Annotated in this window: 15 protein-coding genes; 9 read left to right on the top strand and 6 right to left on the bottom strand. The window is 58.0% G+C overall.

Annotated features, from left to right (window positions below):
• Positions 1 to 62: 62 nt before the first annotated feature.
• Together FVE67_RS05170 and FVE67_RS05165 are read left to right on the top strand one after the other, a co-directional pair.
• Complete coding sequence (locus FVE67_RS05170; RefSeq protein ID WP_168719574.1) at positions 63 to 611, top strand: phosphohydrolase; 549 nt, start codon at positions 63 to 65, stop codon at positions 609 to 611.
• Positions 592 to 1,317, top strand: a complete 726-nt coding sequence (locus FVE67_RS05165; protein ID WP_168719573.1) for an ATP-binding protein — start codon at positions 592 to 594, stop codon at positions 1,315 to 1,317. The genes FVE67_RS05170 and FVE67_RS05165 overlap by 20 nt, the downstream gene beginning before the upstream one ends.
• 100 nt (positions 1,318 to 1,417) lie before the next feature.
• Here the strand turns inward: FVE67_RS05165 and FVE67_RS05160 are convergent, their stop codons facing one another.
• Entirely contained in the window at positions 1,418 to 1,603 is a 186-nt protein-coding gene (locus FVE67_RS05160) for a hypothetical protein (protein ID WP_168719572.1), read from the bottom strand.
• 28 nt (positions 1,604 to 1,631) lie between these two features.
• Between FVE67_RS05160 and FVE67_RS05155 the strand changes: the two genes are divergently transcribed.
• Positions 1,632 to 2,429 (top strand): 4Fe-4S binding protein, encoded by a 798-nt coding sequence (locus FVE67_RS05155; RefSeq protein ID WP_168719571.1) that lies wholly within the window; start codon positions 1,632 to 1,634, stop codon positions 2,427 to 2,429.
• On the opposite strand, the gene FVE67_RS05150 is transcribed toward FVE67_RS05155, so the two are convergent.
• From FVE67_RS05150 to FVE67_RS05140, 3 genes are read right to left on the bottom strand one after another with little or no spacing between them, the layout of a single operon-like run.
• Positions 2,404 to 3,231, bottom strand: coding sequence for a hypothetical protein (locus FVE67_RS05150; protein WP_168719570.1), 828 nt, complete (start codon positions 3,229 to 3,231; stop codon positions 2,404 to 2,406). The genes FVE67_RS05155 and FVE67_RS05150 overlap by 26 nt on opposite strands.
• Positions 3,182 to 3,967 carry an energy-coupling factor ABC transporter ATP-binding protein gene (locus FVE67_RS05145; protein WP_168719569.1) on the bottom strand — a complete coding sequence of 262 codons (786 nt, stop codon included), beginning with the start codon at positions 3,965 to 3,967 and terminating at the stop codon, positions 3,182 to 3,184. The genes FVE67_RS05150 and FVE67_RS05145 overlap by 50 nt, the downstream gene beginning before the upstream one ends.
• A gap of 2 nt (positions 3,968 to 3,969) precedes the next feature.
• A complete protein-coding gene (locus FVE67_RS05140) occupies positions 3,970 to 6,084 on the bottom strand; it encodes an ATP-dependent helicase (RefSeq protein ID WP_246167842.1) in 2,115 nt (704 codons plus the stop codon).
• Positions 6,085 to 6,304: 220 nt separating this feature from the next.
• On the opposite strand from FVE67_RS05140, the gene dnaN reads away from it, so the two are divergent.
• The 6 genes from dnaN to gpmI are packed head-to-tail and all read left to right on the top strand — an operon-like array spanning position 6,305 to position 13,141.
• Positions 6,305 to 7,417 carry a DNA polymerase III subunit beta gene (gene dnaN, locus FVE67_RS05135; RefSeq protein WP_168719568.1) on the top strand — a complete coding sequence of 371 codons (1,113 nt, stop codon included), beginning with the start codon at positions 6,305 to 6,307 and terminating at the stop codon, positions 7,415 to 7,417.
• A gap of 11 nt (positions 7,418 to 7,428) precedes the next feature.
• Entirely contained in the window at positions 7,429 to 9,837 is a 2,409-nt protein-coding gene (gene gyrB, locus FVE67_RS05130; protein WP_168719567.1) for a DNA topoisomerase (ATP-hydrolyzing) subunit B, read from the top strand.
• Positions 9,830 to 11,008 carry a multiheme c-type cytochrome gene (locus tag FVE67_RS05125; RefSeq protein ID WP_168719566.1) on the top strand — a complete coding sequence of 393 codons (1,179 nt, stop codon included), beginning with the start codon at positions 9,830 to 9,832 and terminating at the stop codon, positions 11,006 to 11,008. The genes gyrB and FVE67_RS05125 overlap by 8 nt, the downstream gene beginning before the upstream one ends.
• Before the next feature lie 26 nt (positions 11,009 to 11,034).
• Positions 11,035 to 11,238 carry a DUF6485 family protein gene (locus tag FVE67_RS05120; RefSeq protein ID WP_168719565.1) on the top strand — a complete coding sequence of 68 codons (204 nt, stop codon included), beginning with the start codon at positions 11,035 to 11,037 and terminating at the stop codon, positions 11,236 to 11,238.
• Complete coding sequence (gene rsfS / locus FVE67_RS05115) at positions 11,239 to 11,607, top strand: ribosome silencing factor (protein WP_168719564.1); 369 nt, start codon at positions 11,239 to 11,241, stop codon at positions 11,605 to 11,607.
• Positions 11,594 to 13,141, top strand: coding sequence for a 2,3-bisphosphoglycerate-independent phosphoglycerate mutase (gene gpmI / locus FVE67_RS05110; protein WP_168719563.1), 1,548 nt, complete (start codon positions 11,594 to 11,596; stop codon positions 13,139 to 13,141). The genes rsfS and gpmI overlap by 14 nt, the downstream gene beginning before the upstream one ends.
• Here gpmI and FVE67_RS05105 read toward each other — a convergent pair.
• Together FVE67_RS05105 and FVE67_RS05100 are read right to left on the bottom strand one after the other, a co-directional pair.
• Positions 13,128 to 13,442, bottom strand: coding sequence for a hypothetical protein (locus tag FVE67_RS05105; RefSeq protein WP_168719562.1), 315 nt, complete (start codon positions 13,440 to 13,442; stop codon positions 13,128 to 13,130). The genes gpmI and FVE67_RS05105 overlap by 14 nt on opposite strands.
• Before the next feature lie 4 nt (positions 13,443 to 13,446).
• Positions 13,447 to 14,352: a selenium metabolism-associated LysR family transcriptional regulator gene (locus FVE67_RS05100; protein ID WP_168719561.1), complete on the bottom strand. Its 906-nt coding sequence runs from the start codon at positions 14,350 to 14,352 to the stop codon at positions 13,447 to 13,449.
• Positions 14,353 to 14,405: the final 53 nt, after the last annotated feature.

The following is a 14,405-nucleotide window of genomic DNA, read 5'->3' as shown; positions in this document are numbered from 1 at the left end:
GGCTTGATCCAGATCAAGGCCCCTTCCCCAAAAAGTCTTAAATTGGATTAAGGAGGTTAAAAATGCGCTGCCCCGGACAGGACACCCGCTACTGGAAAGAAGACGCCATCTTCGAGGAGGCCTGTCCCTTCTGCGGGACGGAGATCGAATTTTTTAAGGACGATACCGCCCGCACCTGTCCGGGTTGCGGCCGGCGGGTACCCAATCCTCGTATGGACTTCAGTTGCGCGGCCTACTGCAAGTATGCCGAACAGTGTCTGGGAAGCCTTCCCCCGGAACTTCTGGCCCAGCGGGGAGAGTTGCTCAAGGAGCGGCTGGGGTTGGCCCTGAAAGGGATTCTCGGTCCAGACTTTGAACGGCTGGAAAAGATCCTTTCCCTGGTCCAGCAGGTGGAGGCCCTGTTGCGGGTGGAAAAGGAGTCCCCGGGGCTGGCCCTTATGGCCGCCTATCTCTTTCACCTTTCCGAAGAGGAACGGGCCACCGCCCTGGAGAAGGCCAATGTCCCGGAGGTCCTTAAGGAGGAGCTCCGAAGGTTTCTGGCCGGGATTCCAGAAAACCCCCGACCCGAAGATTTTTTAAAGGAGGAGACCCATGGCCAAGATAATGCGTAAAATTATTGAAATCGACGAAGAACTCTGTGACGGCTGCGGTCAGTGCGTGACCGCCTGTGAAGAGGGAGCCATCCAGATCGTGAACGGTAAGGCCCGCTTGGTCTCGGAAAAGCTCTGTGACGGACTCGGGGCTTGCATCGGGGAGTGCCCCCGAGGGGCCCTCCGGATTGTGGAACGCGAGGCCGAGGCCTTTGATCATCACGCGGTGGAAGAGCACCTGGCCCGTCTGCGGGCTGAGGCCGAAAGTCCCCTGGCCTGCGGTTGCCCGGGAAGCCAAGTGCGGGAATTTACCCCCGAAGGGCCTGCGCCGGCCAAAGGAGAGATCCCCTCGGCCCTTTCCCAGTGGCCGGTACAGATCCGGCTGGTGCCCCCCACGGCGCCCTTTCTGCGCGAGGCCGATCTTCTGGTCGCCGCAGACTGTGTACCGGTGGCCTATCCGGAGCTTCACCTCCGGCTCCTCCCGGGAAAGAAGATCCTGATCGGCTGTCCCAAATTTGACCCGGCAGAGGAGTATGTGGCCCGGCTGGCCGAGGTCCTACGGGTGGCCCAGCCCCGGAGTGTGACCCTGGCCATCATGGAGGTCCCCTGTTGTCGGGGCCTGGCGGTGATCCTGGAGGAGGCCCGGCGGAGGGCCGGAAGCGATATTCCCCTCGAGGTAAAGGTCATAAGTCCCCGAGGTGAAATAGTACGCGAAGAGCGACTTTAGGCCGTTCGGGAGGAGGCCCGCCGGGAGGAAAAATAATCCAGGAGCAAAAGGAGAAGGGCCCCGGCCGAAGAAAGGAGAAAGAGAAGAAGGAGGGGATCCATCAATTTTCCTCCTTGGCAAAGTGAATCCCGGTGATGACGAATAGGGTCGCGCCAAGAAAGCCCGCAAACATCGCTTGCGGGGCGGTCTTTTGTAAGAAACCCCCGCTCACTAGACCGGCAAAGGTGAGCTTGGCTAAATCCAAAAATAGTTGGGGAAGTTTTTCACGCTGAGACCGCGTAAACATAAAAGTATTTTAGACAAGGGGGAGGAAAATGCAATGGACGCCCGAGGCCGAGGCCTGGCTCAAGCGGGTGCCCTTTTTCGTAAGGGGTCGGGTCAAAAAGGAGGTAGAACGCTGGCTGGCGGAAAAGGGGAAGACCGTGGTCACCGAGGCCGACTTCCTGGCGGCCAAGGAGGCCTTGCGGGGACGAACCTCCGAGGCCCGAGAGGGTTGGTCGCTTGAAGCCTGTTTCGGAGGCTCCGGCTGCGAAAATGCCCTCACCGACTCCCGCAGGCTTCTCGAGGCCCTGGAGGACCTCCTCCGCCGAGCCGACCTTACGGCCTTCCTCAAGAAAAAGGTGGGAGGTCCCCTCAAACACCATCATCAGTTCCGGGTAGCCCTTTCCGAATGTCCCAACGCCTGTTCCCGCATCCATATTGCGGATTTTGCCGTCCACGGAAGGATCCTCCTGGCGGTGGAGCCCGGACTCTGCAATCGTTGTGAATCCTGTCTGGAGGTCTGTGAGGAGGAGGCCCTGCAGCTTACCGAAGCCGGACCGGTGGTGGACGAGACCCGCTGTGTGGCCTGCGGGGCCTGTACTCGGATCTGTCCCACCGGGGCCCTCTCCGAGGCCGGTCGAGGCTGGAGGGTTCTTCTCGGAGGAAAGCTGGGGCGCCGACCGCGTCTGGCCACCGAAATCGCTCCCTTTACCGATGAAAAGGGCGTCCTCCGTCTCTTAGAAAAGACCCTTGAGCTTTACCGAGAGGAGAATCAACGGGGAGAACGCCTGGGGGCCATCATCGAGCGCTTGGGCTGGGAAGAGGTCAAGCGCCGAGTGTCTCCCGGATAAAGTTCATAATCTCTGGAGAGAGTCTTTTTACCCACATGAGATGCACCCAGGTCTTCCCCTCCCGCACCGCTATGTTGCGAGCTATTCCCAAGAGACCAAAGCTGAAGGCCTTTGCGTTTCCTTCAAATCCCCCTCGCAGATAAATAGGCAGTGGTTCTTCCAGGGAAAGGATCTTTCGGGCATAAGTCCCCGCCCCTCCGGCAGAAATATCCTTGAGGATAAAACCCATCCCCGGGGCCTTAAGGGTCTTCTCAAAGGTCTCTTCCACATTTTCGGTCTCATCTAAGATCAAATCGTACACATAGCCCCTTACTATTTCTTCTCTCTCCTGGATCTCTCGGGAAAGATTGGTATCCCGAAGCAGGAAAAACTTTCCCGCCAGTAACGATTCAAAAGTACCTAGAGGAACGGGCGTAAGAAAAACCATCTTTTCGCTACGGACCTCAAACCGCTCTTCTATCCGGGGAGGTATAAGGCACAAGCCCACCAGCCGGTCTTTTACCACTTGGACCGGACCTTGAAAGACGTAGCGCTCCTTAGGAGTAGCAATTACCCCTACCAGATTTTCGTGCACCTTTATCTCTGGCATCTTTTCAAGAAATTCCAGGAGCACCTGATTTCCTTCTTCCTTGGTTATCCGAGCGGGATAGGCCTGGCCTCCGTGAAAGACCAAAAGAGGTCTTTTACCTGAGATCACATTTTCCCGAACCTCCGAAGGAAGTCTTTTCAGAGAATCAATCTGGAGATTCTTTTTATAAAAAGTCTCGCGCAGATAGGCGGGAATCTTTATTTTTTCCGCCATGGTCTTTCCCTCTTAGGGAGCTAACAAAAAGCGGCAACTCCAGGCCGTTTCTGACCAGGAGTTCCTCATCAAAAAGGACCTCTTCCGGAGAGCCGAGATGCACTACTCGACCTCTAAAGACCAGCCCCACCCGGTGGGCTACCCAGTAGGCCAATTCCAGGTCATGGGTGGCAATGACTTGGGTGGTGGGTATCTGACCAAGGAGGGTCATCAGTTCCTTGCGGGCCCGGGGGTCCAGGTTACTGGTGGGCTCGTCCAGAAGGAGCACCCGGGGCCCCATGGAAAGCACCGTGGCCAAGGCCGCCCGGCGCCTCTCTCCAAAACTTAAGTGATGGGGACTGCGCTCCTCAAAACCGGAAAGACCTACCCGGGCTAGGGCCTCGGTCACCCGCCGGCGCACCTCTTCCTCCGGAAGACCCATCTGCCGCGGCCCGAAGGCCACGTCCTCATAGACGGTAAGACAGAAGAGCTGATCGTCCGGATCCTGGAAGAGGATCCCGAGCTCCAGCCTCCTGGGATCTCGCAGCCCCCGCAGGGGCTCTCCCCGGTAAAGGACCTCTCCTTCTACCTCCAAAAGCCCGGCCAGGGCCAGAAGAAGAGTAGATTTTCCCGCCCCGTTAGGCCCGATAAGAACCAGCCTTTCTCCCTCCGCCACCGAAAGATCCACCCCCCGCAGGGCCTCCCGGCCGTCGGGATAACGATAACGTAGATTTTGGGCCCGGAGGATCTCCTTCATCTTCAAAGGCGCTCTAGACGGGCGAATTTGAGGTGCAGGGTCTTTTCCCCGTGGCCCAGAAAATAGATCCGGATCTTTTCCGCCGGAAGCACCTCCCGCACCTCTCCCTCCCCGAACTGGGGATGCCAGACCAGGTCCCCCGGGCGAAAGCCGGCGGAAGCAGCTTCCTCCCGGGCCTCCTCGGCCGGGATCTCCCGCCACTCCTCCCAGAGTTCCGAGGGTAATTCCTCGAGAAATCGGGAGGGTTTCAGGATGACCCGCCCCTCTCCCGGAAGATATCCCGTAACCGGATGACAGAGATAAAGCCCTTCCCGGGCCCGGGTCACCGCCACATAAAAGAGCCGCCGCTCTTCTTCCAGCTCTTCCTCACTGGCTACCGCGTAGGCCGAGGGAAATCGCCCCTCGCAAAGGGAGATCACAAAGACCGTGTGCCACTCCAGTCCTTTTGCCGAATGGATGGTGGAAAGAACTATATGGTCTTCCTTTTCGGTCTCCGGCTCGAGATCGGCCACCGCCGACTCCGGAGGCTCCAGGGCCAGATCCGCCAGAAATTCCGAAAGATCCTGATAGCGATGGGCCAAGGAAAGGAGGCTTTCGAGATCCCGCTCCCTTTTGGGATAATCGTCGTGGTAGATCCGCTCCAGGAGGGGCCGGTAGTACTCTATAAGCTCCTCTAGACGTTCCTCCACGGAGGAGATCCGACGCAGGGCTTCCAGGGTCTGAGTTAGGCGCCGAAGGCCCTTCTCATAGGAAGGCCTGGCAGGAACGCTGCTCAAGGCCCGCAGGGGATCCGAAGAAGCCCGCAGATGGGTGATAATCTTTTCGGCCGTGCGCGGCCCCACGCCCTCAAGAAGTAAAAGCACCCGGTGCCAGGAGAGAAAATCAAAGGGATTGAGAAGGATCTTCAGATGGGCCACCACGTCCTTGATGTGGGCGGCCTCGATGAGCTTGAGGCCTCCGTATTTCACAAAGGGGAGGTCCTGGCGGGCCAACTCTAACTCCAGATCAAAGGAATGAAAGGCCGCCCGAAAGAGAACCGCTATTTCCGAAAGGGGAACCCCTTCCTCCCGCAGTTCCAGGATCCTTTCCGCCACGAAGCGGCTCTGGTCTGATTCGTCCCGGGCCCGGTATCGGATAGGCTTTTGGCCCCCGGGACGCCGGGTAAAAAGACACTTGGTGTACTTTTCCCGAGCCCTTTCAATAACCGCGTTGGCCAGATCCAGTATGGGCTGGGTGCTCCGGTAGTTTTCCTCGAGCTTGATGATCCGGGTCCCGGGAAAGAGGCGGGGAAACTCCAGGATGTTTCGGAAATTGGCCCCTCGAAAGGCATAGATACTCTGGGAATCGTCTCCCACCACCATCACATTCCCATGCCCCTCGGCCATAAGCCGCACGATCTCGGCCTGGAGCCAGTTGGTGTCCTGGTATTCGTCCACCATGATAAATTCGAAACGCCGAGAGATCTCGGCCCGCACCTCCGAATGTTCCAAGAGCACCCGATGCCAGTGGAGCAGGAGATCGTCGTAGTCCATGAGCTGATGTTCCCGTTTGTAACGCTGGTATTCCAGAAAGAGGCGCTCGATCTCCGGAAGATATTCAAAAAAGTGGGGGTATTCCCTTTCCAGAATCTTGGCCAGGGTTCTGCCCTGATTTACGGCCTTACTGAAAAGGGCGGCCAGGGTGTCCTTTTTGGGAAAGCGCCTTCCCTTTTCGGAAAGTCCCAGGGAGGAGCGCAGGAGATTGATGGCGTCTTCGGCATCTCCCCGATCCAGCACGGTAAAGTTGGGAGAAAAGCCGATAAGCCTTCCGTATTCCCGAAGCATTTGATGGGAAAGGGAATGAAAGGTGCCCCCGGACACCCTTTCACAGGATCTTCCCAGAAGAAGAGAGGCCCGACGGAGCATCTCCCGGGCGGCCTTGCGGGTGAAGGTGAGAAGAAGGATCCGCTCCGGAGGCACTCCCTCCTCCACCAGCCGGGCCACCCGATAGACCAGGGTCCGGGTCTTGCCCGAGCCCGCCCCGGCAATTACCAGAACCGGCCCAAAAAGGGTGCGCACCGCCTCCAGTTGGGCCGGATTAAGCTCCTCTAGGTAGCTCCTTCGCCTTCCCATGCGCATTTGCCTGTAGTATAATCCCAGGCGTGGTCCTTTGGAATTCCCCAGAAAAAAATCCGTGGAAAGGGGTGTTGAAAAAGAAAAAGACCCCTTTCCACCCAACATTCAACAGATTTTTTAGAAGGGGTAAAGTAAAAAATTTTGCGCTTAAAGGACTAGTTAAAAGGAATTCAAACTTTAAGACCTCGGTTGTTTCTAAAAATCTTTTCTTAGGAGCCTAAAGATGTTTAAGGCCCTGGTAGAAAAAGAAAGATTCCTTAAGGTCCTCAATCGGGTTCAGGCGGTAGCGGACAAAAAAAGTTCCATGGCCGTACTTTCTACGGTACTGGTGGAAGCCGAAGGAGGGGGCTTGCGCCTTTCGGCTACGGATCTGGAGATCGGCTTTCGGGGTAGGGTGGAGGCCGAAGTGGAGGGCGAGGAGGCCTTCTGTCTTCCGGCCCGTAAGCTTTACGAGATCGTAAAGAATTTGCCCGGGGAGACGGTCATCCTGGAAAAGGAAGACGGAGAGACCGTACTGATCCGGGATCTGGAAGGAGAGATTACTTACAATTTGAGTCTCTTTCCCGCCGAGGACTTTCCCAGTCTTCCGGAGATTGTCGAGGAAACGGTGGTGGAGATCTCGGGGGAGATCCTGGAGGACATGCTGGAGCGAACCCTTTATGCTGCGGCCACCGAGGAGGCCCGCTACGCCCTCTCCGGGGTCTTTTTCACCTGGGAGGAGGACAAATTCCGACTGGTGGCCACGGACGGTCACCGGCTGGCCCTGGTGGATCGGGAAGTTCCGGGGGTGGAGGCCCTTTCCTTGGGTGAAGGGGTGATTGTGCCTCGGAAGGCCGCCCAGGAACTCAAGCGCATGGCCGCCGAGGAGGTCCTTATTCGTCTGGGAGTGCGAGAAAATCACCTGGTAGCCTCCTCCTCCCAGGGAGTGCTTCTGGCCCGACTTATCGAAGGTCAGTTTCCCGACTATCGGGCGGTCATTCCCGTAGAAGGTGGTCGCCGGATCCTTTTCGATCGGCAACGCCTGGTGGAGGCCCTGAAGAGGGTGAGTCTCCTTTCTTCGGAGCGCTACCGGGTGGTGCGCTTTGAGTTTTCCCCGGGGGAAGTACTTCTCATCGGAAGCGGAGGAGAATTGGGGGAGGCCCGGGAGCGGGTACCTGTGGCTTACGAGGGCGAGCCCTTCGGGATCAACTTCAATGCCCGTTATATCCTTGATGCCCTTCAGGTCATGGATTCCGCGGAGGTAGAATTCGATATCGGTTCAGAGCGCACCCCCTGTCGGGTGACCGGACCGGAGGATGAGGGCTATCTGGCTCTGATTATGCCTATGGCCCTTTAGGAGACCCAGCCATGTCCCAGGCGGCAGTGGCGCAGGAATACGGAGCGGAGGCCATTCGCGTCCTTTCCGGACTCGAAGGAGTCCGGGTGCGGCCGGCCATGTATATCGGGTCTACCGGCCCTGAGGGGTTTCATCATCTCCTCTGGGAGGTTCTGGACAATGCGGTGGATGAGGCTCTGGCCGGTTATTGTACGGAAATTCGGGTCACCCTTAATGCCGACGGTTCGGCCACGGTAGAGGACAACGGCCGGGGCATTCCGGTGGATATCCATCCGCAGGAGGGGGTTTCAGCCTTAGAGGTGGTCATGACCCGGTTGCATGCCGGGGGAAAATTCGAAAAGGCGGCCTATAAGGTCTCCGGAGGGCTTCACGGAGTAGGGGTCTCGGTGGTGAACGCCCTTTCGGAGTGGCTGGTAGCCGAGGTTATGCGGGAGGGATGGCTTTATCGGCAGCGTTACCGTCGCGGGATTCCTGAGGGTCCGGTGGAGAGGGTGGCTCCGGCTAACCGCACCGGCACTCGGGTAACCTTTAAACCCGATCCGCAGATCTTCGGGGAACAGGAATTTGACTACGAGGTGGTCCGGCATCGGTTACGGGAGCTGGCCTTCCTTAATCCTCAGGTAAAGTTCTATTTACGGGACGAGCGCACCGGGGCCGAAGAGAAGTTTCATTTTAAGGGGGGGATCGTCGAATTTGTGAAGTATCTCAACCGGAAACGCGAACCGGTCCATCGCAAGGTCATCTATATCTCCGGGGAAAAAGACCTGGTGCAGGTGGAGGTGGCCCTTCAATATCATACCGGCTATACCGAGACCCTTTACGCTTACGTGAACAATATCCATACCCGGGAGGGAGGCACTCATGTAGTGGGCTTCCGGACCGCCCTCACGCGGGCCCTTAATCGCTATCTCTCCTCGGCCGAAGGCCTTCCCAAGGCCCTGCGGGTAAAGGTGGAGGGAGAGGACGTGCGGGAGGGTCTTTGTGCAGTCCTTTCCCTGCGCATGCCGGAACCGCAATTCGAGGGCCAGACTAAGATGAAACTGGGAAACAGCGACATTAAACCCCTGGTGGAGAGCCTGGTCTTTGAGGGACTGATGCGCTTTTTTGAGGAGAATCCGGCCGAGGCCCGCAAGATTGCCGCCCGGGTGGTGCAGGCGGCCCGGGCTCGGGAGGCGGCCCGCAAGGCCCGGGAGATCGCCCGCAAGAAGGGAGAAGCCCTGGAGCTTCTCACCGCGGGCAAGTTGGCTGAATGTCAGGAAAAGGATCCGGAAAAGCGGGAACTCTTTATCGTGGAGGGGGACTCCGCCGGGGGCTCGGCCAAGCAGGCCCGGGATCGACGGTTCCAGGCCATCCTTCCCCTGCGGGGAAAGATCCTTAATGTGGAAAAGGCCCGGGTGGACAAGGTCCTTTCCTCGGAGGAAATTAAACAGATCGTGGCCTCGCTGGGAGCAGGGATTGGCCCGGATTTTGATCCAGAAAAGGCCCGATTTCACCGGATCATCATCATGACTGATGCCGATGTAGACGGGGCCCACATTCGCACCCTGCTCCTGACCTTCTTTTATCGGCAGATGACCGAGCTCATTGAGCGGGGCTGGCTCTACATCGCTCAACCCCCACTTTTTCGGGTGAACGAAAAGGGGAAGGATGTCTATCTCAAGGACGAGGCGGCTCTCGACGCCTACCTCTTTGAAAGGGCCCTCAAAGGAGTGAGAATGAGACTGGCGGGAGAGGAGTTTTCTGGCGAGCGCACCCGGGAGGTCCTGGAGATCCTGGCTGCTTTAGAGCGGGCCCTCTCGGAGCTCCGGCGCCGGGGTTTTCCTCCGGAGGCGGTCCTCATTCTCCTGGCCGAAGGTTTTACCCGAGCGGATCATTTCGATGACGAAGGACGGGTGACGGAGCTTGCGGAAAGATTTCGAAAGCGGGGCTATGCCGTGGGTCGAATTAAGCCCAGCGAGGAGCGTCCCCAGGCCTTTGAGTTCGAAGTGACCTCTAAAAAGGAGGGTTATCTCTCCTACACTGTGGGTCCGGCCATCCCTATAAGAAGGGAGTTCCGGGAGGTGCGACGCCATTACGAAAGAATTGAGCCTTTCCTCGGAAAGGAAGTGGAACTTCTAATAGGAGAGGAAAAACTCCATTTTGTCGACCTCCTTTCCGGGCTTTCGGAGATCCTTTCCCGGGTGAGGGAGGCCGGACGCAAGGGGCTTTTCATTCAGCGCTACAAGGGCCTGGGGGAGATGAATCCCCAACAACTCTGGGAGACCACCATGGATCCCGAAAGGAGAATCCTCCTGCGGGTGGAGGTCCAGGACGCGGCCGAGGCCGACGAACTCTTTACCACCCTCATGGGGGATAAGGTGGAGCCCCGACGGGAATTCATCCAGACCCACGCCCTGGAATACCGGGAGCTTGATGTCTAAGTTTCTGGGAATTTTTTTTCTGAGCCTCTTCCTACCCTTTACGCTCTGGGGTTATGTGGGCTCCCGGGCCTGCCAGAGGTGTCATCCCCGGGTGTATGACGGCTGGCGTTCCACTCTCCATCCCTACATGCTACGTAAGGCCTCTCCACAAAAGATCCACTCCTTCTGGAAGGGGACCCTTCGGTTCGGAAAAAAGGCCTTCACCTTGATCCAAAAAGGCCAGAGACTCTGGCTGGAGATTTCCGATAATACCGATAATAAAGGAACCAGGCGTTTTTCCGTGGATTATGTGATGGGGGGTATCTGGAAGGAGCTCTATCTTACCACCTTTCCCAACGGAGAGATCCATATTCTGCCCTTGAGCTGGTTGGTGGAGGATGGCCAATGGGAAAGAAATAATTACTGGCCGAAGACGATTTACCAGTACAAGTGTATGGGCTGCCACGTAACCGGTTTTCGGGTGAAAAAGGAGGGCCAACAACTGGTGACCTCTTATGAAGAATTAGGGGTGGGTTGTGAGGCCTGCCACGGTCCGGGGGAGGCCCATATCGCGGCCCCACCGGAGAAAAAGACCGAGACCATCATTAATCCGGCCCGGATCCCCAATGCCCGTCTGGCCTCCATGGTCTGTGGGGCCTGTCACAGCCGAGGAGAAACCGTGGATGGACGCTTCCGTTTTCCCTACGGTTTTCGTCCGGGAACGAGTTTCGAGTTTTATTATCAGTTTAAACCTGTCCTCTATCCTGACGGAAGTTCCAAGGTCCACTATCAGCAATACTATGATTGGTTGAGGAGCGGTCATGCCCGAGGGGGGGTTATGTGCTGGGACTGTCATGAGGTCCATGCCCGGGGAAGGGCCAATCGCTTCCAGACCAAACTTCCGGCCAATCTCTTGTGTCGAAACTGCCACGTGGTCAAGAACAAGGGGGTCCACGGGATTCACAGCGTGAATAACTGTGTGGGCTGCCATATGCCTCTGGTGGGGCGTCGGGGGCTCCGCCGGGACGTACACAGCCACCACTTTCGGGTGATCTTGCCGGATTGGACCCTGCGTATCGGAAGCTTTGAAAAGCAGCCCAATTCCTGCAATGCCTGTCATTACCATCGCAAGGATTCCCCGGAAGAGATGAAAAAAGCCCTGGATTTTGCCCGAGAAGGGCTTAATTTTTGAGAGGACTAACGCAAAAGGAGGGGCCCATGGAGTGTCGGCGGGAGGAAAATCTCAAGCGTTGTAATTGTACCTATGAGCCCTGTCCCAAGAAGGGCCTCTGTTGCGAGTGTTTGAAGTATCATCTTTCCCTGCGGCAGCTTCCGGGCTGCTGTTTCCCTCCGGAGGCCGAGCGGACCTACGATCGCAGTTTTGAACACTTTGCCCGCCTGGTCTCGGAGGGCCGGATTTAGATGCCTTTAGACTCTCTGGAGCTGGCCCGCCGTCTGGCCCGTTTTCTTTCCGCCAAGAAGGCCGAAGATCTGGTGATTCTGGATGTGCGAGGACGGGCCAGTTATACGGATTTCATTCTCATTGCCAGCGCCCGCTCGGCCCGTCATGTCCAGGGACTGGCGGAGTTTTTAGAAGCGGAGGCCGCCCGGGAGGGCCTTCATCCCCTGGGGGTGGAGGGCCTCCCTCAGGGTCACTGGGTGGTCCTGGACTACGAGGATGCGGTGGTCCATATCTTTTACGAGCCGGTAAGGAGGGTGTACGATCTAGAGGGTCTATGGGCGGATGCCCCGCGGATAGAGCTTCCAGAGGAAGAAGATGGCGGAGGTTAGACCCCTTCTTCTGGTGATCATGGATGGCTGGGGCTGGCGGGAGGAGGTTCGGGCCAACGCCATACGCCTGGCCGGGACCCCTAACCTGGATGCCCTGCAGGCCGAATACCCCTTTACCCTCCTTTCCGCCTCGGGGGAGGCCGTGGGGCTTCCCGAGGGACAAATGGGCAATTCCGAGGTGGGGCATCTCAACCTGGGGGCCGGGCGCATCGTCTATCAGGACCTCACCCGTATCAACCGGGCCATCCGGGAGGGGACCTTCTTTCAAAATCCTGAACTCCGACGGGTGGCCGAAAGGGTGCGGGAGACCGGAGGGCGCATCCACCTTCTGGGTCTGGTCTCCGACGGCGGAGTGCACTCCCATATTGAACACCTCTACGCCTTATTGGAACTCTATGCCCGGGAGGGCCTTTCCGAGCGGGTCTTCGTGCACGCCTTTACCGATGGGCGAGACACCGCTCCAGACGTGGCCGACCGTTTCCTCTCCGCCCTCCTTTCCAAAATGGCTGAACTTTCCTGTGGCAAGGTGGCCACGGTCTCCGGCCGCTACTACGCCATGGACCGGGACCGGCGCTGGGAGCGCACCCGACTGGCCTACGAGGCCCTGGTGCTCGGGCGAGGGCTTACGGCCCCGGATCCCCTTACCGCGGTGCGCCAGGCCTTTGCCCGGGGAGAAACCGACGAATTCATCAAGCCTACGGTCATCGTGGAGGGGGGCCGCCCGGTGGCCACTATTGAAGACGGGGATGCGGTAGTCTTTTTTAACTTCCGGGCCGACCGGGCCCGGCAACTCACCCGGGCCCTTACGGACCCCGAATTTTCCGAGTTTGCCCGGGAGAAGTTTCCTAAGCTGGCCTACTTCGTCTGCTTTACCCTCTATGACGAGACCTTCCCTCTTCCGGTGGCCTTCCCCCCGGAAAAACTCCACCGGATCTTCGGAGAGGAAGTCAGCCGGGCCGGGTTACCGCAACTGCGCATTGCGGAGACGGAAAAGTATGCTCATGTGACCTACTTCTTTAACGGAGGGGACGAGAAGACCTTCCCCGGAGAGGAACGCAAACTGATACCCTCTCCCCGGGAGGTCCCCACCTACGACCTCAAGCCGGAGATGAGCGCCTATGAGGTCACCGAGGAACTTATCCGGCGATTGCGGACCAAACGCTACGGGCTGGTAGTCTTGAACTTCGCCAATGGGGATATGGTGGGGCATACTGGGGTACTGGAGGCGGCCATAAAAGCGGTCCGAGTGGTGGACGAATGTGTGGGCCGTGTGGTGCGGGCCTTTCGGGAAACCCACGGAGGGTCGGTGATTGTGACCGCAGATCACGGAAACTGCGAACTCATGGCCGACGAGACCGGCCATCCCCATACCGCCCACACCGCCAACCCCGTGCCCCTTTATCTGGTGGATGACCGCTTCCGGGGACGTAGACTTCGGGAGGGAATCCTGGCGGATGTAGCCCCTACCGGGCTCTATCTTATGGGGCTGCCCATCCCGGAGGAGATGACCGGAAGGGTCCTTATAGAGGATTAGAGGGATCCTCTAGGAGGGCCAGCAGCCGGTCCAGCAATTCCTGAAGGCGCTTTTCCTTCTCCAGGATCTCTTCCATCTTCTTTTCGCACCAGCGCAGCTCTTCCTCCGAGAGGGTGTGCCAGCTTGCCGAACGGAAAAAAGAGGAAAGTTTTCGCCGAAAAAGGAGGCGCCGGCGTAATTCTCGCGAAAGATCCGGAGAAAGCTCCCTTTTTTGACAGAGATTCCCCACAAAGCGTAGATCGCTTTCCTGGACCGCGGAGAAGGTCAGCAACCAATCCTTGAGGGTTAAAAGCCTGGCCATGATTTCATTTTAACGAAGGGCTCTTTTCCGGCAAGTTGCGTATGAAGTTCAGGAAGGCCTGGGCCGGAGGTGAGAGGGTGCGTTCCCGGGCGTAGACTAGGTAAAAGTCGCGCCGAATGGGGGGGGCGGAGAGTTTTACGATCCTTAGGGTCCCGGCCCGCAACTCGTCTTCCACGGCCCTCCGGGAGACAAATCCCAAGCCGAGGCCGGCCTTGACCGCCTGTTTGACCGCTTCCGTGGAGCCCATGCGGGCTACGATGCGGACTTCTTCTAAGGAAAGACCTTGCTCTCTGAGGAAGGACTGGACCGTCTGCCAGGTCCCAGAACCTTCCTCCCGGGCAATAAGAGGCCAGTGGGAAAGGTCCCGCGGAGAGAGCCTTTCGGGAAAGCGTTCGTTTCCGCTCACCAGGACAATTTCGTCCTCTAGGGCCGGGACGAAGACCAGAGAAGGGGCCTCCTCTTGGGCCCCCACCATCCCCACCTCCAGTTCCCCTCTTTCCACCGCCTCGATGATCTCGTGGGTGTCTCCTACCCGCAGGAAGACTTCAATGTCGGGGTAGTCCCGCCGAAAATCCCGGATAAGGTAAGGGAGGATATACTGACCGGGAATGGTGCTTCCTCCCACCTCCAGAGGTCCGGCCCTAAGACCTTTAAAAAGGGCCATTTCCCGCTCCAACTTCCGGTATAGCAAAAGAATTCGCCGGGCATATTCGTAAAGGATTCTTCCGGCCCGGGTGGGCTCCACCCGACGCGTGTGTCGGTCAAAAAGTTTGAGCTCGAAATGTTCTTCTAAGTCCCGGATGTGCCCGGAGACCGTGGGCTGAGAGAGTCGAACCCGGCGGGCGGCCTTGGAAAAACTGCCGTTTTCCACCACGGCCACCAAGGCCTCCAGCTTGCGGGGATCTACCATATTTGCCCCCCTCCTTTTTGAGTATTCGGCTGCATTTTAATTTTTAATAAATT

Origin of the sequence: Thermosulfurimonas marina, from assembly GCF_012317585.1 — a bacterium.
Lineage (GTDB): Bacteria > Desulfobacterota > Thermodesulfobacteria > Thermodesulfobacteriales > Thermodesulfobacteriaceae > Thermosulfurimonas_A > Thermosulfurimonas_A marina.
The sequence above is the reverse complement of the archived record's forward strand: the minus strand, read 5'-3'. Positions and strand labels throughout refer to the sequence as shown.

Coding starts and splice junctions, on each gene's coding strand:
- FVE67_RS05140 (WP_246167842.1), bottom strand. CDS start 6,084: ATGCGCATGGGAAGGCGAAGGAGCTACCTAGAGGAGCTTAATCCGGCC.
- FVE67_RS05160 (WP_168719572.1), bottom strand. CDS start 1,603: ATGTTTACGCGGTCTCAGCGTGAAAAACTTCCCCAACTATTTTTGGAT.
- FVE67_RS05120 (WP_168719565.1), top strand. CDS start 11,035: ATGGAGTGTCGGCGGGAGGAAAATCTCAAGCGTTGTAATTGTACCTAT.
- FVE67_RS05165 (WP_168719573.1), top strand. CDS start 592: ATGGCCAAGATAATGCGTAAAATTATTGAAATCGACGAAGAACTCTGT.
- gpmI (WP_168719563.1), top strand. CDS start 11,594: ATGGCGGAGGTTAGACCCCTTCTTCTGGTGATCATGGATGGCTGGGGC.
- FVE67_RS05155 (WP_168719571.1), top strand. CDS start 1,632: ATGCAATGGACGCCCGAGGCCGAGGCCTGGCTCAAGCGGGTGCCCTTT.
- FVE67_RS05105 (WP_168719562.1), bottom strand. CDS start 13,442: ATGGCCAGGCTTTTAACCCTCAAGGATTGGTTGCTGACCTTCTCCGCG.
- FVE67_RS05170 (WP_168719574.1), top strand. CDS start 63: ATGCGCTGCCCCGGACAGGACACCCGCTACTGGAAAGAAGACGCCATC.
- FVE67_RS05125 (WP_168719566.1), top strand. CDS start 9,830: ATGTCTAAGTTTCTGGGAATTTTTTTTCTGAGCCTCTTCCTACCCTTT.
- FVE67_RS05100 (WP_168719561.1), bottom strand. CDS start 14,352: ATGGTAGATCCCCGCAAGCTGGAGGCCTTGGTGGCCGTGGTGGAAAAC.
- dnaN (WP_168719568.1), top strand. CDS start 6,305: ATGTTTAAGGCCCTGGTAGAAAAAGAAAGATTCCTTAAGGTCCTCAAT.
- gyrB (WP_168719567.1), top strand. CDS start 7,429: ATGTCCCAGGCGGCAGTGGCGCAGGAATACGGAGCGGAGGCCATTCGC.
- FVE67_RS05145 (WP_168719569.1), bottom strand. CDS start 3,967: ATGAAGGAGATCCTCCGGGCCCAAAATCTACGTTATCGTTATCCCGAC.
- rsfS (WP_168719564.1), top strand. CDS start 11,239: ATGCCTTTAGACTCTCTGGAGCTGGCCCGCCGTCTGGCCCGTTTTCTT.
- FVE67_RS05150 (WP_168719570.1), bottom strand. CDS start 3,231: ATGGCGGAAAAAATAAAGATTCCCGCCTATCTGCGCGAGACTTTTTAT.